At 68.8% G+C, this 20664-nt stretch carries 21 protein-coding genes, 1 tRNA gene and 1 pseudogene; 17 read left to right on the top strand and 6 right to left on the bottom strand.

Annotation, left to right across the window (positions count from 1 at the left end; genetic code table 11):
* The 5 genes from ACFWWQ_RS21780 to ACFWWQ_RS21760 form a co-directional block, all read left to right on the top strand.
* Positions 1-368, top strand: a 368-nt coding sequence (locus tag ACFWWQ_RS21780) for an LAETG motif-containing sortase-dependent surface protein (protein WP_384598564.1), incomplete at its 5' end; no start/stop codon positions are given.
* 27 nt (positions 369-395) lie between these two features.
* Positions 396-1088, top strand: coding sequence for an RNA polymerase sigma factor (locus ACFWWQ_RS21775; protein WP_384598562.1), 693 nt, complete (start codon positions 396-398; stop codon positions 1086-1088).
* Positions 1085-1642: a hypothetical protein gene (locus ACFWWQ_RS21770; RefSeq protein WP_384598560.1), complete on the top strand. Its 558-nt coding sequence runs from the start codon at positions 1085-1087 to the stop codon at positions 1640-1642. The genes ACFWWQ_RS21775 and ACFWWQ_RS21770 overlap by 4 nt, the downstream gene beginning before the upstream one ends.
* A gap of 173 nt (positions 1643-1815) precedes the next feature.
* Positions 1816-2112 (top strand): type II toxin-antitoxin system VapB family antitoxin, encoded by a 297-nt coding sequence (locus ACFWWQ_RS21765; RefSeq protein WP_003986294.1) that lies wholly within the window; start codon positions 1816-1818, stop codon positions 2110-2112.
* Positions 2113-2232: 120 nt separating this feature from the next.
* The gene (locus ACFWWQ_RS21760; protein ID WP_384598558.1) at positions 2233-2871 is read left to right on the top strand and encodes a LytR C-terminal domain-containing protein; all 639 of its coding nucleotides are present in this window, start codon (positions 2233-2235) and stop codon (positions 2869-2871) included.
* An 84-nt stretch (positions 2872-2955) separates the two neighbouring features.
* Here ACFWWQ_RS21760 and upp read toward each other — a convergent pair whose 3' ends face one another.
* Positions 2956-3591, bottom strand: a complete 636-nt coding sequence (gene upp / locus ACFWWQ_RS21755) for a uracil phosphoribosyltransferase (protein ID WP_384598556.1) — start codon at positions 3589-3591, stop codon at positions 2956-2958.
* Positions 3592-3727: 136 nt separating this feature from the next.
* Between upp and ACFWWQ_RS21750 the strand changes: the two genes are divergently transcribed.
* The 7 genes from ACFWWQ_RS21750 to ACFWWQ_RS21720 all read left to right on the top strand — a co-directional run bounded on the left by ACFWWQ_RS21750 (position 3728) and on the right by ACFWWQ_RS21720 (position 11231).
* On the top strand, positions 3728-3934 hold the full coding sequence (locus ACFWWQ_RS21750) for a hypothetical protein (RefSeq protein WP_384598554.1): 207 nt from the start codon (positions 3728-3730) through the stop codon (positions 3932-3934).
* 255 nt (positions 3935-4189) lie between these two features.
* Positions 4190-4723, top strand: a complete 534-nt coding sequence (locus ACFWWQ_RS21745) for a hypothetical protein (RefSeq protein WP_384598553.1) — start codon at positions 4190-4192, stop codon at positions 4721-4723.
* A gap of 241 nt (positions 4724-4964) precedes the next feature.
* The gene (locus ACFWWQ_RS21740; RefSeq protein WP_384598551.1) at positions 4965-5498 is read left to right on the top strand and encodes a nucleoside deaminase; all 534 of its coding nucleotides are present in this window, start codon (positions 4965-4967) and stop codon (positions 5496-5498) included.
* Positions 5499-5553: 55 nt separating this feature from the next.
* Positions 5554-5640, top strand: a tRNA-Ser gene (locus ACFWWQ_RS21735).
* Positions 5641-6114: 474 nt separating this feature from the next.
* Complete coding sequence (locus ACFWWQ_RS21730; RefSeq protein WP_384598549.1) at positions 6115-6432, top strand: WXG100 family type VII secretion target; 318 nt, start codon at positions 6115-6117, stop codon at positions 6430-6432.
* Positions 6432-10751, top strand: coding sequence for a DUF6531 domain-containing protein (locus tag ACFWWQ_RS21725; protein WP_384598547.1), 4320 nt, complete (start codon positions 6432-6434; stop codon positions 10749-10751). The genes ACFWWQ_RS21730 and ACFWWQ_RS21725 overlap by 1 nt, the downstream gene beginning before the upstream one ends.
* Positions 10752-10760: 9 nt before the next feature.
* Entirely contained in the window at positions 10761-11231 is a 471-nt protein-coding gene (locus ACFWWQ_RS21720; RefSeq protein ID WP_384598545.1) for a hypothetical protein, read from the top strand.
* A gap of 142 nt (positions 11232-11373) precedes the next feature.
* Here ACFWWQ_RS21720 and ACFWWQ_RS21715 read toward each other — a convergent pair whose 3' ends face one another.
* Positions 11374-11676, bottom strand: a complete 303-nt coding sequence (locus ACFWWQ_RS21715) for a hypothetical protein (protein WP_384598543.1) — start codon at positions 11674-11676, stop codon at positions 11374-11376.
* A 326-nt stretch (positions 11677-12002) separates the two neighbouring features.
* Here ACFWWQ_RS21715 and ACFWWQ_RS21710 point away from each other — a divergent pair, with 326 nt between their 5' ends.
* Entirely contained in the window at positions 12003-13547 is a 1545-nt protein-coding gene (locus ACFWWQ_RS21710; RefSeq protein WP_384598541.1) for a DUF1045 domain-containing protein, read from the top strand.
* 498 nt (positions 13548-14045) lie between these two features.
* On the opposite strand, the gene ACFWWQ_RS21705 is transcribed toward ACFWWQ_RS21710, so the two are convergent.
* Together ACFWWQ_RS21705 and ACFWWQ_RS21700 are read right to left on the bottom strand one after the other, a co-directional pair.
* On the bottom strand, positions 14046-14474 hold the full coding sequence (locus tag ACFWWQ_RS21705; RefSeq protein WP_384598539.1) for a hypothetical protein: 429 nt from the start codon (positions 14472-14474) through the stop codon (positions 14046-14048).
* A gap of 231 nt (positions 14475-14705) precedes the next feature.
* On the bottom strand, positions 14706-15977 hold the full coding sequence (locus ACFWWQ_RS21700; RefSeq protein WP_384598537.1) for an MFS transporter: 1272 nt from the start codon (positions 15975-15977) through the stop codon (positions 14706-14708).
* A 116-nt stretch (positions 15978-16093) separates the two neighbouring features.
* Between ACFWWQ_RS21700 and ACFWWQ_RS21695 the strand changes: the two genes are divergently transcribed.
* Positions 16094-16684: a TetR family transcriptional regulator gene (locus ACFWWQ_RS21695; protein WP_384598535.1), complete on the top strand. Its 591-nt coding sequence runs from the start codon at positions 16094-16096 to the stop codon at positions 16682-16684.
* Positions 16685-16864: 180 nt separating this feature from the next.
* Positions 16865-17248, top strand: a pseudogene (locus ACFWWQ_RS21690) (ISAzo13 family transposase); the annotation flags it as partial.
* Between the two features lie 58 nt (positions 17249-17306).
* Here ACFWWQ_RS21690 and arsB read toward each other — a convergent pair.
* Entirely contained in the window at positions 17307-18413 is a 1107-nt protein-coding gene (gene arsB / locus ACFWWQ_RS21685; RefSeq protein ID WP_384598533.1) for an ACR3 family arsenite efflux transporter, read from the bottom strand.
* On the bottom strand, positions 18410-18724 hold the full coding sequence (locus ACFWWQ_RS21680) for an ArsR/SmtB family transcription factor (RefSeq protein ID WP_384598531.1): 315 nt from the start codon (positions 18722-18724) through the stop codon (positions 18410-18412). Before ACFWWQ_RS21680 ends, arsB begins: the two co-directional genes overlap by 4 nt.
* 187 nt (positions 18725-18911) lie before the next feature.
* On the opposite strand from ACFWWQ_RS21680, the gene merB reads away from it, so the two are divergent.
* Entirely contained in the window at positions 18912-19964 is a 1053-nt protein-coding gene (merB, locus tag ACFWWQ_RS21675; RefSeq protein WP_384598529.1) for an organomercurial lyase, read from the top strand.
* Positions 19965-20107: 143 nt separating this feature from the next.
* Entirely contained in the window at positions 20108-20554 is a 447-nt protein-coding gene (locus ACFWWQ_RS21670) for a cupin domain-containing protein (protein WP_384598527.1), read from the top strand.
* Positions 20555-20664: the final 110 nt, after the last annotated feature.

The following is a 20664-nucleotide window of genomic DNA, read 5'->3' as shown; positions in this document are numbered from 1 at the left end:
CAGCCGCCCGCGCGCTGTCGCCCGCGGCGGGCGGCGCCCGCCCGCCCGCGGGCGGCCCCGGGCCCCGGGGCGGCCCGGGGCGGCGCCGGCCGGCCGGGGGGGCGTCCGAGGAGCGCACCCAGCCCCCCGGTGACCGTTCCTCCACCGCACCGAGCGTGAGCCACCCCGGCTCGGAGCGCGGCTCGGAGCGCGGCTCGGAGCCCGGCTCGACCCGCGGCCGCGAGGCGACCCCCGCGGCCACCTCCGACCGGGAACTGGCCCACACCGGCGCCTCCGAGACCACCACCCTCCTCATGGGCGCGGGCGCCGCCGCCCTGCTCGTCGCCGGTGGTGGCACCCTGTACGCGGTCCGCCGCAACCGGGCCTGACACCTCCTCCCCGGCACCAGGGAACCGATGGAAACCCTCGTACTCCCGCTCGCCCCGGCAGGGTTCGCCCTGCCGGGGCTGCGGCGTCCCCGGTGGCAGTGGCTGCGCCGCGCCGCCCGTACAGCGACCCGCGCCGCCCGGCCCGCGTCCGCCACCCGGCCCGCCGACCCGGCGGCCCCCTCGGGCGCCCGGGCCTCCGCCACCCCGTCCGCGTACGGGACGGGGATGCCGGAGCGGCCGTCGATCGGCGAGCTGTACCACGCGCACCGGCTGGCGATGGTGCGCCTCGCGGTGCTGCTGGTCGACGACCGGGCCAGCGCGGAAGACGTCGTCCAGGACGCGTTCACCGCGCTCTGCCGACGTCACGGCGAACGCCTCGACGAGGTCGACAACGCCCTCGCCTACCTGCGCACCGCCGTCGTCAACGCCGCCCGCTCGGTCCTGCGGCGCCGCCGCAGCGCCCGTAACTACACCCCGCCGCACGAGGCCGACGCCCCGTCAGCCGAGGAACGGATCGTCCTCAACGAGGAGCACCGCGAGGTCCTGGCCGCGCTCGGCAAGCTCACCGCCCGCCGCCGTGAGGTCCTCGTCCTGCGCTACTGGGGCAACCTTTCCGAGGCGGAGATCGCCCGCACCCTCGGCATCAGCCGGGGCGCGGTGAAGTCCCTCGCCAGCCGCGCCCTGGACGCGCTGGAGAAAATCCTGAAGGAGCGGTCATGAGCACCGGCGACCACCACCGGACCGCCCGCCCCTCCCCCGGCGGCCCCGGGCGGCCCGTCGAGGACCGGCTGCGCGCCGCCCTCGCCGCCCGCGCCACCACCGTCGAACCCCGCGATCTGCGCCCCGCGGCCCCGCCCCGGGTGGCCCGCCGCACGTCGTGGCTGCGCGGCGCCTCCTGGAGACGGTTCGCGCTGCCCCTTGCCGCCGCGGCCGCCGCCGCTGCCATCGGCTACGCGGTGTTCGCCCCCGGCACCGCACCGCCGCGCCCCATGCCCGCCACCACGCCCGACCCGCTGCCCAGTACCACGCAGGACGGCCACCCGATCCCGTCCCCGACCGGCCCGGGCAGCCGCGAGACGCCCGACCCGACCCGTTCGCGGACGTCGGAAGGCCGCACCGTGTCGCCCAGCGATCGCCCGCCGGGCGCCGGGGAGGACTGGACCCCGAGCGTCGACGGCCGGGCCCCGCGCACCCAGGGCAGACCGTCCGGAACGCCGTCGGCCACGCCGACGTCCCGCCCGTCGGAGTCCCCGGCAGCGGGGCAGCGGCCGTAGGACGGGCCGCGACGGGCGGGACCTCCGGGCCGCGGGCGGGTGCCCTCCCCGGTCCGCCCGCACCCCGGCGCACGCCCCCGCGCGCAGGTTCCCGGGGTGCCGCACCGGGCCCGGAGTGGCCGATACCCGTGACATGGCTGGGCCCGCGGCCGCTCGCCCGGTAGGCTTTCCGTGTGATCTTCAAGCGCATCGGAAATGGGCGTCCGTACCCCGACCACGGCCGGGAGAGCACCCGTCAGTGGGCGGATGTCGCCCCGCGCCCGGTACGCCTCGACCAGTTGGTGACGACCAAACAGCAGCTGGACCTGGAAACCCTCCTCGCCGAGGACTCCACGTTCTACGGCGACCTCTTCGCGCACGTCGTGAAGTGGCAGGGCGACCTCTACCTGGAGGACGGCCTGCACCGCGCCGTCCGCGCCGCGCTCCAGCAGCGCCAGGTGCTCCACGCCCGCGTCCTCGAACTGGGCTGACGCCCGCCGCCCGGCCCGTTCCGCCGTCCGTACGGATCCGTTGCCCCTTTCGGGTCGCCTCACCCGGCATCCATTGATCATCTAGTAGGCACACATCCTGGGCGGCACTACGCTGCGGCCATGAGCATGCTGACGCCCCCAGGCAAGGGCGGTAAGAAGTACCGCGTGACGGGCGACAGGTATCCCCGGATGCGCCGCCCCCGCCACCGCCGCCGGATCGTCCTCGCCGCCGCCGCGGGCGTCTGCGCCCTCGGCCTGGTGGGCTGGGGCACCCTCCAGCTCATCGACGTCTTCGGCGGCACCTCGGGCAAGGCCCAGGCCGCCGAGAAGGGCGCGGACGCCAAGCAGAAGTGCGCGACCCCCGCGCCCACCCGGCCCGCCGCGGCCAAGCCGCCCGCGCCGTCCGACATCACCGTCAACGTCCTCAACGCCACCCCGCGCGGTGGGCTCGCCAAGCACACCGCCGACGAGCTGGAGAAGCGCGGCTTCGACATCGGCAAGGTCGGCAACGCCCCCGCCGCCTACGACAAGAAGGTCAAGAACAACGGTGTGCTGCTCGGCCCGTCCGGCGCCGACGGCCCGCTGAAGGTCCTCGCCACCCAGCTCGCCGGGACCCGCCAGGAGACCGACGGCCGCAAGGACCACTCCGTCGACCTGATCATCGGCGACACGTTCCAGGACCTGACGAAGGCGAAGGACGCCGAGAAGGCCCTGGCCGCCCTCGCCCACCCGCCGCGCCCCAAGGCCCCCGCCTGCTGACCGTGGGCATGTCGCGGGCCCCCGCCGGAAACCGGCAGGGGCCCAGAACGTTTCGGGCGGGCGCCCCGGGAGGGGCCAGGGGTGTCAGCCGGCGGTGCCGTACATCCGATCGCCCGCGTCGCCCAGACCCGGCACGATGTACCGGTCGTCGTTGAGCCGCTCGTCGACGGCGGCGGTGACCACCGTCACCGGCGTACCGGCCAGCTCCCGCTCCATGACGGCGACGCCCTCGGGCGCGGCCAGCAGGCAGATCGCGGTGACGTCGTCCGCACCGCGCTTGATCAGCTCGCGGATCGCCGCGACCAGCGTGCCGCCGGTGGCGAGCATCGGGTCGACGACGTAGACCTGCCGGCCGGAGAGATCGTCCGGCATCCGCGTGGCGTAGGTGTGCGCCTCGTAGGTCTCCTCGTTACGGACCATGCCCATGAAGCCGACCTCGGCGGTGGGCAGCAGCCGCACCATGCCGTCCAGCATGCCGAGACCGGCGCGCAGGATCGGGACGACCATCGGCCGCGGGTGCGACAGCCGGACGCCGGTGGTCGTCGTCACCGGGGTCTCGATGTCGACCTGCTCGGTCCGTACATCGCGGGTCGCCTCGTACGCGAGCAGGGTGACCAGCTCGTCGGCGAGCCGCCGGAACGTGGGGGAATCGGTGCGCTTGTCGCGCAGTGTGGTGAGTTTGTGCGCCACCAGCGGGTGGTCGACGACGTGGATCCGCATCCCTCGACAGTAACCGAGAGTGCGGGCGGAGGCGTCCGCCCGGCCCCGGGCGCACTGGCACGACCGCCCCGGAGCGCGGGAGAGTGGGCCTCGGACGCCTGTCCGTCCGGCCCGCCCGGGCCGGTCCCCGCCCGAGGTGGTGTGCCGCGTGTCCGACCCCCAGTACCCCGACGGGCCCGGCGCCGCGCCCGGCCCGGAGAGCGACGCGGCGCGCCGTCGGCGCCGCGACCGGTTCCTGCGCGAACTGCACGAGGCCAAGGCGCTGCGGGAGCGGGTCCAGCCGCGCCGCGCCCGGGCCGCCCGGATGCGGCAAGCGCTACGGATGCGCACATTCCGCTGGTAGGCGGCCCGTACGGGTCAGAGCCCGGCACCCGTACGGGAGGGCGCGGCCCGCCGCCGTCCGCGCCCGGAACATCCCGCTTTCCGGCGCCGCCGCTCCGGCACGCGAGCGACTTCTCCGACAACCTCCGCACGACGCAGCGCCGAAGACCCCCCGCGGACGCGTTGTTTCTGCCACGATTCCGACGGGGGCGGGACCAGTGGCGCATCCGCGCCGCCCCGCCCGGCCCGGCAGCCCAAGACCAGTGGGAGAGTCACGGTGTACTTCGCCGCACTGCTCGCGCGCACCGAAGACGGGTGGGAAGCGAGCGATACGGAGCTCGACAATGTGGAGACCCTGGCCGATCTGGCCGATCTGGCCCGAGAGGCAGCGGTGGACGACGACACGGTGGTCGCGTACATCGAGCAGGAGGGCGCCTGGTTCGGCGTCATCCGCGTGGACGGCGAGGACGACCCGCGCGTCTTCGTCTCCCACGCCGCCGCCGCCGCACGAAGTTCGTACGGCGCCATGCTCACCGACGAACTGCTCGGTTCCGACGACGACGGCGCGTCCGACCTCGACAGCCTCGACCTCGACGGCACCGAGGACGGCGAACCCGACCCGGACCCGGACGACAACGACCTGAGCGACGCGGCCACCTCCGGCCCCGTTCCCCCCGGCCCCCTGGGCGACGTCGAACTCCTCACGGACCTGGGCGTGGCGCCTGAGGACCTGCTGGTGCTCGACACGGACGCGTTGGCCCAGATCGCCGATGCACTGGGGTGCACGGAGGTGTTGGAGGCGGTGCGCTGAGGGGCGCTCCGAGGCGCGCTTTGGGCTGCGCCCTGGGAAGCGCTGCGCTGAGGTGCACGGACGTGTGGGAAGCGCTGCGCTGAGCGGCGGCCGTACACGCCCCGGGCCCGGCCCTGGGGCCCTGGCCCGGCCCGGGGTCCGGGACCCGGCCCGGGGTCCGGGACCCGGCCCGGGGTCCGGGACCCGGCCCGGGGTCCCTGGCCGGGTCCCGCCCCGTGGCCGCGTCCCCGACACTGGGACCATGACCGCGTCACCCCCCGCTCCCCCGCCCGCCGCCGTGCCCGATCCGCTGCGAGATCCCTGGACCGGACCGATGCGGCGGGCGCTGGCGGAAGCCGCGCTCGCCCCGGCGACCGGCGATGTCCCCGTCGGCGCCGTCGTCCTCGCCGCCGACGGCACGGTCCTGGGCACCGGCCACAACGCGCGCGAGGCGACCGGCGATCCGACGGCGCACGCCGAGGTCCTCGCACTCCGCGCCGCCGCCGAGGCGCTGGGCGCGGGCGCCGGACCCGCCGACCGCCGCCCCGGCGACTGGCGGCTGACCGGCTGCACCCTCGTCGTCACGCTGGAGCCCTGCACGATGTGCGCCGGCGCGATCGTCCTCGCCCGCGTCGACCGCGTCGTCTACGGCGCCTACGACGCGAAGGCGGGCGCGGTCGGCTCCCTCTGGGACGTGGTCCGCGACCGCCGGATCAACCACCGCCCCGAGGTCATCACCGGCGTCCTGGAGTCCGACTGCGCCGCCGCCCTCACCGCCTTCTTCCGCTCCCGCTGACCGCCCCCGGGATCCGATTTCGGAACACGGCCCCCCTTGGGCTAAGCTCTCTCTCGGTAGCGTGTCCGAGCGGCCGAAGGAGCGCGCCTCGAAAGCGCGTGAGGGGGCAACTCCTCCGTGGGTTCAAATCCCACCGCTACCGCTCATAAACACCCCCCTGATCTGCGGAAACGTGGGCAGGGGGGTGTTTTGCGTGTTGTACATGCAACACATGTGTTGCACAGGGCCTCCGACAAGACCACACCTGTCGGCAACTCCCCTACAGGCAAGGGGTTCTGAAGCAGCCCTCGGTGGGACCGGCACCCACAGCTCCCCGCACGGGTGAGCGGGAATTCCCGGATGCAAGAGCGCGGCATCCGCGATGCGTCTCGGGCGCCGGGCACGGATTTCCCGGCAGCGGCATCGACCGGGAAGACCCGTCAAACGACAGCGCCGGGACGCTCGACGGCTACCAGCTGGCACCGATGGGCAAAATCGGGTGCTGCAACGCCGTGGCTGAAATGTGCTCCCACCAGGGTGATTGTCAGTGCTGCATGTCATGGTCGCTGCGCGTGAACCGGGAGCGCTGTCAGCGCTCGCAACGGTGGCGAGCGCTTGGTCAAGGGGGAGGCAGAGCATGGCCGGCGACAGCTTTGAGGTGGACACCGATCAGCTGAAGTCCGCTGCTCCGACGTTCCATCGGGAGTCCGTGGCCCTGGAGCGGGCGGCGTCCAAGCTTCGGCATGCGTTAGGTGGGCTGGGGGAACCCTGGGGCGCTGACGAGCAGGGCAAGAAGTTCGAGCACATCTACGCACCGCACCGAGCGCAGATCGAGAAGGCGACCGAAGCCCTGGTCAAGGGGCTGTCGAGCATCACCAAGGCCATGAACGATATGGCCGCCAACCACGAGGAAGCTGACCGCTCGGCCAAATCCGGTTTCGAGGGCGGTAGCTGATGGGGGCTGCCGACAAGGCCAAGGAGATCGTCCAGGATCTGACCGGCATGTGGTGGCCGGAGGGCGACGAGGACGAGCTACGGGAAGCCGCCCGCGCCTGGCGCACCTTCGCCGACGAGGTCGAGGACTGCACGGCCGCCTGCCACAAGCAGGCCCAGGACGTCATCGACAACAACAAAGGCACGTCGATCGAGGCGTTCGGCGACTTCTGGAAGAAGTACCACGGCGGCGGCAAGGGGTACCTGGACGACGTCGCCTCCGCCGCGCGGGACATGGCCAAGGCGCTGGACAAGTTCGCCGACCAGATCGCCGAGGCGAAGACGAAGATCGAGCACGAGTTGGAGATCGCCGGGGCGGTCCTGGTCGCGGGGACCGCGCTGGCCCTCTTCACCGGAGGCATCAGCGAGGTCGCCGCAGCCGGCGCCACCGAAGCGATCGTCGCGGCAGCCAGTACAGCGGGCGTTGCCGTCTCCGCCACCGTCGCCGAGATCGCCGGAACGGTCCTGGCCACCGCCGCCATCGGCGGCGTCGAGGCCATCACGGTGGATGTGGTGGTGGCCCAGGGCGGGCGCAACCTGCTGGGCGAGCAGCACGGCATCAACGCCGCCGAAATCAAGGACGCCGGTGTGTCCGGCCTTCTGCTGGGTGGCGCGCTCGGTGCGGCCGGCCGCACCGCCCAGGCATTGGGTGAGGCCCGCGGTGCGGGCGCGCTGCGCGACATCAACGTGCCCCGGCTGGAACTGGCCGGCACCGGCCGTGCCTCTCTGGACCGCTTCACCAACGGTCTGCGGAACTTCGGCCGCGACTTCACCTGCCGGGTGTTGAAGAAGGACCCGGTGGACGTGGCCACCGGCCGGATGGTGCTGCCGCAGGCCGATACCGTCCTGCCCGGGGCGCTGCCGCTGGCCTTCACCCGCAGCTTCGAGTCCTCCTACCGGGCCGGCCACTGGTTCGGCCCCACCTGGGCCTCCACCGTCGACGAGCGCTTGGAGATGGACGAGCAGGGCGTGGTCCACGTCGGCGCGGATGGCACCTTGCGTCCCTACCTGCACCCGGAACCGGGTGGCGCGGACGTGCAGCCCGAGACGGGGTCGCGCCAGATGTTGCGGCGCACCGAGGCGGGTGACTTTGAGCTCACCGACCCGGCAACCGGCCATACCCGCGTCTTTGCCGAGCACACCCCGGGCCTGGCGCTGTTGGAGGAGGTCGAGGACCGCAACGGGCATCGGATCACCTTCACCTACGACGAGACCGGCGCCCCCACCGAGATCACCCACAGCGGCGGCTACCGCCTCAAGCTGACCGCCCATGCCCACCGGGTTACCGCCCTGCACCTGGCCGGCGCCGGCGCGGACGGCGGCGACCAGCTGCTCGCGGCCTACGGCTACGACGAGATGGGGCACCTCGCCACGGTCACCACCCCGGCCAGTGAGGTCCCGCTCCGTTTCGAGAACGACGCGCAGGGCCGGATCACTGCCTGGACCGACACCAATGACTCCCGCTTCGACTACACCTACGACGACCGGGACCGTTGCACCGCCCAGGCCGGTTCCGCCGGGCACCTGCGCTCCGCCTTCGCCTACGACCGCGAGCCGGAAACCGGCCTGCGCCGCACCCGCCTGACCGACTCCCTCGGCCACACCAGCACCTACCTGGCCAACGAACACCTGCAGATCGTCGCGGAAACCGACCCGCTGGGCCACACCACTCGCACCGAGTGGGACCGCTTCGACCAGGCCGTTTCCACGCTCGATCCGCTGGGCCACCTCACCCGTTACGCCTACGACGAGGTGGGCAACCTCGCCCGGATCGCTCTCCCCGACGGCACCTCCGGCCAGGCCACCTACAACGGTCCCCATCTGCCGACGCGGGTCACCGAACCAGGTGGCGCCCTCTGGCAGCACACCTATGACGCGTCGGGCAACCTGCTGGTCACCACGGACCCGGCAGGCGCTGAGATCTCCTACGCTTACGACGCGTCGGGGCACCTGGTTGCCGCCACCGACGCGGCCGGTCACACCCGCCACATCGCCAACAACCAGGCCGGGCTGCCGACTGCGGTCACCGACCCTCTGGGGCAGACCACCACCATCGATCGCGACGCCTTCGGGCGCGTCACCTGTGTTACCGACCCGCTGGGCCACACCACCCGCCTGGGCTGGGCACCCAGCGGCAATCCCGCCTGGCGCGAGGCGGCCGACGGGACACGGGAGACCTGGTCCTGGGACGGCGAGGGAAATCTCCTCGCCCACACCGACCCGGCAGGCAACACCACCCGCCATAGCCACGGCGCCTTCGATCTGCCCGTCACCCGCACCGACCGCGACGGCACGACCTACGCGTTCGCCTACGATTCCGAACTCCGCCTCGCCCAGGTCACCAACCCGCAGGGGCTCAGCTGGACCTACACCTACGATGCGGCCGGGCGTCTCACCGCGGAGACAGACTTCGACGACCGTACCGTCCGCTACACCCACGACGCGGCCGGCCGACTCACGTCCCGCACCAACGGCGCAGGCCAGGCCCTCGCCGTCACGCACGACGCCATGGGCCGTACCACCTCCACCACCGCCGACGACGGCACGCAGACCACATACGCCTACGCCCGCTCCGGCCAGCTGATACGCGCTGCCAACAGCGACGCCACCATCGCCTGGCAGCACGACCCGCTCGGCCGCATCCTGACCGAGACCGTCAACGGCCACACCAGCACCTACAGCTACGACGCCCTCGGCCACCGCACCAGCCGCACCACTCCTACCGGCCTCACCTCCCGGTGGGCCTACGACGCGGCAGGCCGCCCCACCGCCCTGACCACCGGCGGCGAAAGCCTCACCTTCGCCTACGACGCCGCAGGCCGGGAAACCGAACGCCACCTGGGCCAGGACATTCGCCTGGCCCAGAGCTGGGACCCCACCGGCCGCCTGACCAGCCAGGCCCTCACCCACCACCACATACCCGGCGAGGACCTGCTCCTCCAGCACCGCACCTACGCCTACCGCCCCGACGGCTGCCTCACCGAGATCCATGAACTCGTCGGCGGCACACTCCTCTTCGACCTCGACCGCTCAGGCCGCGTCACAGGCGTACGAGCCCACGGCTGGATCGAGATCTACGCCTACGACACGGCAGGAAACCTCACCCACGCCACCACGCCCGCCCACAACGAAGGCACTGACCGCGAGTTCACCGGCACACTCCTGCGCCGCGCGGGCCGCGCCACCTACGAACATGACGCCCAGGGCCGTCTGACCCGCAAGACTCTCCGCCTCCTCAACGGTCAGCACCGCACTTGGACCTACGCCTGGAACGCCGAGGACCGCCTCACCCAGGTGACGACCCCCGAGGGCGAGACGTGGCGCTATGCCTACGACCCGCTCGGTCGCCGCACCGCCAAGCATCTAGTCGCCGAAGACGAAACGGTCTGCGCATCCGTCACCTTCACCTGGGACGGCACTCGCCTGGCCGAACAGACCACCCGTGACGGGCAGATCACCCCTGATGGGCAGATCACCACCTGGGACTACGCCCCCGGAACGTACCGCCCTCTCAGCCAGACCACTCGTCACACCCCGGCCGAAACTCCCCAATTCCACGCCGTCATCACCGACCTGACCGGCGCTCCCACCGAATTGGTCACACCCGAGGGGCACATCACCTGGCGGCATCGCACGACGCTATGGGGCGCTCCGCTTCCCTCCTCATCCCAGACCGCAAGCGCTGCCAACTGCCCCCTCCGGTTCCCCGGCCAATACGCCGACCCCGAAACCGGCCTGCACTACAACTACTTCCGCCACTACGACCCCGACACCGCCCGCTACGTCTCTCCGGACCCCCTCGGCCTCGTCCCCGCTCCCAACCACTACGCCTACCTTGACAACCCCACGGCCGGCTTCGACCCTCTGGGACTCGCCGCGTGTACGGACAAGGGCGGCTGGTACGGCGCGCTGCAGCCGGCGCGCGCAGGAAACGAAATCAACCACATCCCTGCCAAGTCGGCGTACAAACACCTGGCCGACCCCAGGCTCACCGAACACATGGGGCCGGCCATCCGAATGGATCGAGCCGATCACCGAGAAGTCATGAGCACCGGAAGCAGCCGAGAGGCCAAAGCCTGGCAGGCCCAGCAGCGTGCCCTTATCGATCAGGGAAGGATCGACGAGGCCATCAAGATGGACATCGACGACATCCGAGCCCGCTTCGGCAGCAAGTACGACCAGCACATCCAAGATATGGTCCAAACCCTTCCGGACAACAAGGGGTTCCAGAATCTGCTCAACGAACACGGCTGGACCATCAACTACGACTTTTTGAAGTAAGGCATGTCCATGGATTTCCTCATCGACCCGCCGAACGGCGTCTCCCCGCTCCAGATCGGCATGACCTACGAGCAAGCCCTGGAAGCAATCTCCACCTGGGGCCCACCGAGTGTGTCCGGCCCTTACGCCCACACCTCTACGGTGAAGATCCGGGTAGACCACCACAGCATGGACATCGTCGCCCATCTCGAAGATGCAGAAGCCGTATCGGCCATCGAGCTGTGGCGCTTCGAAAACGACGTTCCGGATGTGCGGGTCCTGCTTGACGACGTCGACGTGTTCCGCACCCCGGCCCGAGAAGTACTGCGGCAGCAATCCGAACGAGGTCGCACCGTGGATGAATCCGATCCCGAGAGCCCGATAATCCCCAACGTCACCCTCGCCTTCACCCGCGAAACCGGCCAGGACATCCCCCGCGAAGAAGACGGCCTTCCCCTGTATTTCACATCAATCCTTGTCGCAGGCGCGGACTACTTCTAGTTCCTCGCGATCCCAATTGCGTCACTTCGAGCATTTGTTGACGGGTTCCTTCACGCTGGTCTGGACGAGGCGGACCATAGCAAGGATCTCGTCGGCGGTGGCGGTCCAGGTGAAGGCTCAGCGTCATCTTAACTGGCTCAAATCACACCGCTAACACCCACTCTCTGACCTTCAAAAACGCGACCAGAGAGTTTTTTGCTCGCTGTATTGCAGCGAGATTTGCTGCACAGCGCTCTGACAAGAGCAGAGCTTTCACCAACTCCCCTTCGAGCTCGTAACACGATCGCGGGCGGACTTTCTTGAGGCATCTCAAGCAGGTGAGGCCGCAGACGAGGGAGATGCAGGCATCGTGGAGTTCGGTGCGGCGTTCCCGGCAAATGGCGAGGAACTTGATGTAGTGGAGCAGGGCGAAGGTCTGCTCCACTACATCAAGGAGCTTGCACATGCCCTTGATGTTCGAGAGTCCCTCGCAGGAAATGGCGGGCAGGATCCGTCGGCGACGTAGTCGTTGCGGTGTGCGCTGGGTTCGTCCCCCTTGACGCCGAGCAAAAGATTCGGGTCGTACGGCGGAGCCGGCCGTGGAGCCCGGCTCTTACGAGTAGGCGGGAAACGAGAGCGGTGGCGCACTCCAAGACATGAGTGACCAGAGCGCCGCATGGGATTGGCGAGTTTCACACTCTGCGTATCCATATCACATGACCTTCGATATGCTCGGTTACAACCACCCCTCGCTCGAACGAGGATTAGATTTACCGGACCAGGGAGAATCAAATGACTCAGCTAGAAAAAATGCGGTGGATTCTTTTCTATGTTTTCATAACCCTCTTCGTGTTAATTGTCGGCTCCACAGTCTGGGCCATTTTCTTCTCATTAAATGGATGGAACCCTCAGGACAAGAATCTCATCACAAAGATCTTCGTAGGGGAAGTAGGAATTTCGGTCATCGCCTTATTCTACGGCCTCTTCAACTTAAAAAATGCGCAGAATCGAGAGGCTCTCGCGGCGGGCGACACAGGGACTGAAGCTAACGCTATCGATGCGTTCTACATCAAGACACATCCACGGAGCCAGCACCCGAACTTCTTTTCCGAGGTCGAGGAGCTGATTCCAAAATCCAAAAACATCACGCTGATTGCAGTGGGTTTGAATCTCCTCTGGGAGAAGCACATCGCGGACATGTTGATTCGGCGCGCACAGGAAGGCACTTGTCACGTCACGGTATGCATGGGGAACACTGCGAGCCCACACGTAGAAGACAGGTTTATCGAGGAGGAAATGGAATGGAACCGCCCACAGGTAGGCAGGTCGGGAATCGACAGGAACATCAGAGCACTAGTTGAGCGACTACACGTCTCGGGAAATCCTAAAAACTTCAAATTTGTACTATTCGAGCACTATCCGACGTTCGCCACTTTAATTTTCGATGATGATTTATTCATTTACCCCTACGGCTACCAGTCCCTTGGGAACGTGAGTCCGATCTTCCACGTCCGAAATGACGGAAGTGACCAAGCTAACTTCTTTCTAGAGAATGCGCGAAAAATCGTGTCTGACTCCATTCCTGCAAACGATCTCATCTCGGTGAGGAAGAATCGTCGCTTCCGCTCAGATAATTGGATCCTCGCGGCTGTCTATATCATCCCGTCGCGAGACAGTTCCATTTATCAGTTCGGGTCTTCCGTCCTAGGCTATGATATTTACCACGCGCAACCAGTTCCGGCACCACAAAACCTAGCATTCGCCCGTGACTGTGTGGGAGAGTCCGCCGAATACGGGTTCCATGCAACGCTAGCCGATGCTCTCTACTACTCCTCTGAACAGCAGATCGAGCGAGTTAGGGCAGAAGTTAGATTTCTGTCGCAAGAATTCAAGCCGTTCCATTTGGATCGGCTTGAGCCTGCGGTAAGTCCGCATGATAGTCGGGCGGTCATCATTCGAGCTCAAGACTCCAGTGGGACAGTTGAGTCTATCCACCATGAGCTGGTGTCACGCGTCTATCGGACTGCTGTCTCTTCAACCTATCTGGCAGGACAGACCACTAAGGCACTTCCCGCTGGTGACCATCGAGCCCAGATGATGTTGGAGCGTTACGGGTCGCCATTCGTCTTGGACAATTTCATGCTCCATTTCACCGTGTGCGGCTCATGCCCGGAAGGGGCGACTTCTAGAATTGTCGATTCCATCCAGCAACAGATGGACGGGATCCTTCAAGAAAAGATTTACGTCGATCACATCGCCTTGGTTACCAAGCGCCCTGGTCAAAGAAAATGGGTCATTGAAGAGACATTTCCCCTCTGTGGTCCCCGTTGGTCTTAACGCGAACAAAGCCTTCTGAAGTGAACCTCAGTGTGACCGCCGTCTCACGGGTCCCAACAGGCAAGCGCACCATTCCTGGGTGTCGGCGAGGTCTAGGCATTCTCCTACGGGAGCACTGAAAGGTCGGGACAGGCACAGTAAAACCACTACTAGCCGAAGGCAGGGCGAACGTCCGGCGCGACGCACATCCCGGTTTTCCCGAGGTCAAGGGCATGCTTAAGGATGAGGTTCCAGGTAAGGCGAGCGTAATCCTTCTCCTCCTGAGCCTGGGGCTGAGGATCAGTTCGGCATGGTCCGCCGCGATCTCTGCGGCGATACGTTCCTCCGGTGCCGCCCTGCGCGGCGACTCGATGCGTTCCCACAGCCGCCGCATGCCGTGTGTCCATGTCCAGCGCACCACGTCGTAGGCCGATCCAGCTCTGAGGAACGCGTTCTCACCGGTCGGCGAGTCGGTCATCTGAGCACCCCTTTGCCTAGAGTTGGGCCGTCGCTCGCGTGTCACGTATCCCCTCCGACGTGAGCAGTCTCGCTCTCCATCACGGTGAACAATTCGTTGTGCAGATCGCGCAGCAGCCGCCGCTCTCCCGGGTCGCTCTGGCTCAACAGGCCGAGTTGATCGGCCCGTTGCAGGAACGTGCCGGCGTCGGTGAGGCCGTAGTGCTCCAGCAGGGCGGCCACCGGCTTGGGGTGGCGTCCGATGTCGAGCGGGCGCGGCCCCTCCTGGCGCACCGGCGCGGGCACGGGCCGGTGCCCTTGGGCCATGTCCTCGACCAACCCCGGCAGGATTCTCATCGTCTGCTCGTAACAGGCCCATTCGGGCATCTCATAGACGTGCGGACCGGGCCTTGCCAGGATGCGGCGGCAAGCGGCCACGCAATCGTCGACATCCACGCGGGCGAACTCGTACGGGTTGGCGACCGGGTCCACAACTTCCGGTCAGCCAGCTGGGCTTGTCAGTGCTCCGTCTGCTGGAGGCCAAGGAGCCCACCGTTGAGGGGTTCCGGATGCCGGGCAAGGCGACGGGGCTCGGGCTGTGCCGCACCCAGGAGAGTTGTGCCTCCTGGGTGCGGCAGGGACGGAGGGGCCGACGAATGGCCACGACACCGTCCCGTCACCGTTCCCGACCACGCTTGTCGCCTCACTCTCCGGCCCCCAGCATCAGTGGCCCCGCTCCGTGCGCGCACCGCGTTCGCCCGCGGCGGCCCCCGCCGCCTCCCCGGGCCCGGCTGATGCACCCGAGATGTTCACCGTGGTGGGGGCGGACCGCACAGCCCACCATGCGCCCCCGAGCGCGAGTCCTACCAGGATTGCGGCCACCGCCGGGAGGAGTCCGGCGTCGACCGCTACCAGGGCGCCCCCTAGTCCTCCGCCGACCGCCGCTCCGACGTATGCGGAGCTGCTTTGCAGGGCCATCGCCTGAGTGGCGCTTTCGGGGCCTACCCGGTCGACCATCAGGGCCTGGATGGCGGGAGGTACGGCCCAGGCCGCCGCCGACCACCACATCAGCAGGGCGGCGACGGGCACGAGCGGGACCGGACGGGACACCCAGAGCGCGCAGAATGCGGCCATCCCGGCACAGAAGAGCCCACCCGCTGTGACGAGGGCACGCAGCGATCCGTACTGGTCAACGAAGCGTCCCGACAGGCGCGTCCCGAGGATCCCGCCCGCGCCAGAGAGCACCAGCAGGAGAGCCAGCTGCCTGCGGGTCACAGAGGCAAGGTCAGCCAGGAAGGGCGCGAGGTACGTCTGGAAGGCAAGGTTGCCCGCGACGGTCACCACGGTGACGAGGAGGACGGCGAGGACGGCTCGGTTCAGGACAGGACGCAGCACCTCCCTTACGCCTGCCGCTGGTTCGACTGCGGCCGGGGTGCGAGGAACGGTCACGAGGGAGAGCAGCAGCGCCACCGCGCCCAGTACACCGGCGAACACGAAGGTCGCCTGCCAGCCGACGGCGTCGCCGATGTACGTACCGGTGGGGACACCGATCAGCACCGCACCGGTCAGTCCGGTCATGACCGTGGCGAGGTAACGGCCTCGCCGATCGGGCGGTGCTGCAGCGGTGGCCGCAGCGAGGGCCGCGGGCAGGACGACGGCCGCGGCAAGCGCCGCAGAGACGCGCAGGCCCATCAGCGCCGGAAAGGAGGTGACCAACGGGACCACCAGGTTGGTGGCGATGAACACAACGAGCGCACAGCACAGCACCCGTTTGCGGTCGATCCGCGCGAGCAGCAGCGCCAAAGCGGGGGCGGCCAGCGCGTAGACGAGGGAGTACACGGTCACCAGCTGCCCGGCAGTCCCCTCGCTGACGTGCAGGTCACGGGAGAGGTCGGGGAGGACGCCGATGATGATGAAATCGTCGGTCTGCACCGCAAAGGCGGCGAGCGTCAAAGTACAGAGCCATAGGGGAATTTGACGGACAGTTACACTCACCAAATAAAGGTAACAGATGTTTCCCTTACGGTGCGTGAGAGCGGAAATGAGACAGTGTCCTACGCCGAGGGTCCTGGGGGCGCCCCGGAGACCGCCGAGAAAGGAGGGCCAACGCCGTGCCCAGACCGGTCAACCCGGACCGCCGCCGCGAGGTGCTCGACGCCGTGATAGAGCATCTCGCCCTCACCGGTATCGGCCAGTTCACCCTCCGCGGCATCGCCACTGCGCTGGGCCAGAGCACCCGCGTCCTGACGCACCGCTTTGCGGACAAGCGGGAGCTTCTCGCCGCCGTCATGCAGCGCCTGGACGAACAGCAGCACGACGCACTACGGACGACGAAGGGGTGGGAAGATCCCGCCGTACCAGTCAGCACCGTCGTTCGGTCGGCCTGGGAGCGCAACTTGGGCGAGGCAGAACTACCCATGACGCGACTGATCCGCGAGATCGAAGGACTGGCTGCGGCGGGCCGACTACCAGCTGCCGTACCGGACTTCATACGGGGAAGGGCTGAGTTCGTTGCTTCGTGTCTGATGCTGCGCGGCGTGTCCGAACGGATGGCACTGATCACGGCGACCATGCTGAACGCCACATTCTCCAGCCTCCAGGCGGACTATCTCACCACGGGCGACGATGAGCGCGTACGGGATGCACTGGATGAACTTTGCTGCTGGTTGGATGCGGCGGTGAAGGCGGGAGCCCGGATGTAGACGCGACAGGGGACGCCGCGAAGCGCGCACGATGCCGCCCTCAGGAGGTCATCGACGCTGCAGTCAACGGACTGGCGGGCATCGCTCACGAGCCGCCGCAGACTGTCCCGCCCGCAGGGCCTTTAAGGCCGTGCAGATCATTAACTCGTGGCTTTCCGCTCGGTGGTTCGCTGGTCTGGCATGAGTGGATTGGAAGGGCAACGGGCCGTGCCGGCAGCCAAGTTCAGGGCGATTCTGCCGCACCTCGACGAGCGGCAGCGTCGCCTGTTGGGAGGGGCGGAGGCCCAGTCCCTCGGCCATGGCGGGATCAGAGCGGTCGCCCGTGCCGCCGGTGTCCGTGAAGGCACTGTGCCTGCCGGAATGCGAGAACTCGACTCCGAGCAGGCGCCGTTGCGACGTATTCGTCGGCCTGGAGGTGGCCGCAAGCGCGTCGTCGACCTGAACCCGGCCGTTCGGGAAGCACTCCTCGCGCTGGTCGAGCCCGACGTCCGCGGAGATCCCACGTCGCCGCTGCGCTGGACCACCAAATCCACCCGCAAGCTCGCCGAGCAGCTGACCAGGGAGAGGTCGGCGGCGAGCCCGGCCTGCCCGCCGCCGGCCACCACCACATCGACGGGCGGTGTCATGAACCGAGCTGTGAGGCGGCGAACTTCTTGCGCCACGCCAGCGACACGTAGACCAGGGCGACCAGGACCGGGACTTCGATGAGCGGGCCGACGACGCCGGAGAGGGCCTGGCCGGAGGTGACGCCGAAGGTGGCGATGGCGACGGCGATGGCCAGTTCGAAGTTGTTGCCCGCCGCGGTGAAGGCGAGGGTCGCGGTGCGGTCGTAGGCCAGGCCGAGAGCCTTGCCGAGAGCGAAGGTACCGCACCACATGAGCGCGAAGTAGGCCAGCAGCGGCAGCGCGATCCGGGCGACGTCCAGCGGCTGCGAGGTGATCGTCTTCCCTTGCAGCGCGAAGAGGATGACGATCGTGAACAGCAGGCCGTACAGCGCCCACGGCCCGATCTTCGGCAGGAACGTCGACTCGTAGGCGTCGCGGCCCATCCTCTTCTCCCCCAGGCGCCGGGTGAGGAAGCCGGCGATCAGCGGGATGCCGAGGAAGATGACGACGTTGAGGGCGATCTTCCCCATGGAGATGTCGAGGTGCTGCCCGTTGCCGAGGCCGAGCCAGCCGGGCAGCAGGTCCAGGTAGAACCAGCCGAGCAGGCCGAAGGCGATGACCTGGAAGACGGAGTTCAGGGCGACCAGGACGGCCGCCGCCTCGCGGTCGCCGCAGGCCAGGTCGTTCCAGATGATGACCATGGCGATGCAGCGGGCCAGCCCGACGATGATCAGCCCCGTGCGGTACTCCGGCAGGTCCGGCAGGAAGATCCACGCGAGCGCGAACATCACCGCGGGGCCGAGAACCCAGTTGATGACCAGCGAGGAGACCATCAGCTTGCGGTCACCGGTGACCGCGTCGAGCTTGTCGTAGCGGACCTTGGCCAGCACCGGATACATCATGATCAGCAGGCCGACGGCGATCGGCAGTGAGATCCCGCCGATCTCGACCTCGGCCAGGGCGTCGTTCAGGCCGGGGATCAGGCGGCCGAGACCGAGGCCGACGCCCATCGCGATGAGGATCCAGACGGCCAGGAAGCGGTCCAGGGTCGAGAGCTTGGCGACGGCCTTGGCTTCGGCCTCCGGTGTCGCCTCCGTCGTCGTGGAGCGTTCTGCGGGGGTCACGGACAGGCCCGCTTCTTGTCGGCGGCATAGGTGGCACGGGCGACGGCGGCCAGGTTCGCGAACGATTCGGCCACCGCCTCGATGACGTCGGGCCGCAGCTTGTAGTACGTGAAGCGGCCACACGGCTCGGTCTCCACCACACCGGCCTCACGCAGGACGCGCAGGTGGTTGGAGAGGTTGGTCTGCCGGGCCCCGGTCTCCTCGACCAGATGCGTGGTGCAGAGGGTCTCGTGGGCGAGCAGGGTCACGATCCGAAGCCTGAGGGGGTCCGCAAGCACCCGCATCAGGTCAGTGTCGACTGACGTCATCATGCGCTGATACTGTCACATCAGTGTCGACTGACACCACTGGGCGCTGACCTGATGCTACGACGTGCCCCTCCCGCGCGCGGGAAGGTCTCCGGCTGAAGCGGATCGACAAGCAGATCCGCGACGTGACCTTCCCGCGCGCGGGAAGGTCTCGCGTGCGGGCGCCGGACGAGCCGGGAGGACGAGCAGGATGCGGATCACGGTACTGACGGTTCCGGGGTGCCCGAACGCCCCGCTGGCCATGGAGCGGGTCACCGCCGCGCTGGCGGGCCGGACGGCGGAGGTGGAGCGGGTCGAGGTCCACGACCAGGCGCAGGCCACCGCGCACGGAATGAACGGCTCGCCGACGATCCTGCTGGACGGCAGGGACCCGTTCGCGCCGGCCGGGGCGGTACCGAGCGTGTCGTGCCGCCTGTACCGGGACAGGGACGGCACGGCGGCCGGGGCCCCGAGCGTGGCAGCACTCCGCGCGGCCCTCGACGACGGCGCCAACGGGCCGGAGGCGCCTGCGCCGGGGGGCTGCTGCGCGACGGAGAAGGCGCGCGACATGGCCGGCCGTTGCGCGACGGAGAAGGCGCGCGACACGGCCGGCCGTTGCGCGACGAAGGAGGCGTTCGACGTGGTCGGCCGTGCCGGGCGGGGGCGCCGCGCGCCCGCGGAACGGGGCCTGCGAGCAGTGCACCAGGCGGTGCTGCGGCACTTCGCCGCCACCGGCACCGCCCCCACGGCGGAAGCGCTGGAGCCGGTCGCCGCACCCTCGGGCCGTACGGCCGGGGAGGTGCTGGCCGAGCTGGCCGCCGAGGACTTCCTCACCCTGGACGCGAGCGGGCGGATCCGCGCGGCGTACCCGTTCTCCGCCGTACCCACCCGCCACCGCGTCGCCCTCGCGGGCGGGGTGACGGTGTGGTCGATGTGCGCGATCGACGCGCTCGGCATCCCCGCCATGCTGGACACCGACGTCGTGATCTCCTCCGCCGACCCGGTGACCGGAGAGCCGGTCACCGTCACCCACCGCGGCGGGACAACGGTGTGGAAGCCGCAGAGCGCCGTGGTGTTCGTCGGGCAGCGGCAAGGCGGCGGGCCCGCCGCCACGGCCTGCTGCGACGCGGTGAACTTCTTCACCGGCGACGCCACCGCGCGCACCTGGATCGCCGGACATCCGGGCGTCCCCGGCCACCTCGTCGACCAGGCCCAGGCCGAACACATCGGTTCACAGACCTTCGGCCCGCTGCTCGCGCTCTGACGCCTCGGGGCGGGCCTGGGCCACGAACGGCCCTGGCCACCGCGCGAGTTGCCATGACGGCAACAGTAGTTGTCACCTGGCGGGCGAGCGTCGCAGTGTGGTGTCCGGCCGAAGGCCGTCGAAGAGATTCAGGAGGCCGCGTGATGACCACCCATGAAGGCGTCGTCGGGACGACGCTGAGCAGCGACGACAGCGCACCGCTGGGCAACCGCGTCCGCCACGTTCGATCCGGCGAGCTGGACGGCTACGCCGCGATCAGCGGGGGCACTGTCGGGTCGAAGAAGCTCTGGATGGGCCGGGTGGAGAACCCGCCGTCGAGCGCGACGGACAACCACCATCACGGAGAGTCGGAGGCGGGGATCTACGTGGTCAGCGGTCACCCGGTGTTCGTCTTCCACGATGGTGTGCAGGAGGTGAGGATCGCCGCGGACCCCGGCGATTTCGTGTTCGTCCCCCCGTTCGTCCCGCATCGCGAGGAGAATCCCGACCCGCATGAGCCCGTGGTCGTCGTGATCGCACGGACCACGCAGGAGCCGATCAAGGTCTCCGTGCCCGAGCTGTACCCACTCAAGGCGACAGCAGCGCAATAGGCAGAGGCGCGGCTCGGCCCGGCGCGGCTCGGCTCGGCCCGGCTCGGCTCGGCCCGGCTCGGCCCGGCTCGGCCCGGCCCGGCCCGGCCCGGCTCGGCCCGGCCCGGCCC

It is taken from the genome of Streptomyces sp. NPDC059080, assembly GCF_042739975.1.
Taxonomy (GTDB): domain Bacteria; phylum Actinomycetota; class Actinomycetes; order Streptomycetales; family Streptomycetaceae; genus Streptomyces; species Streptomyces benahoarensis.
Note: the sequence above shows the minus strand (reverse complement) of the source record. Positions and strands in the feature narration are given on the sequence as shown.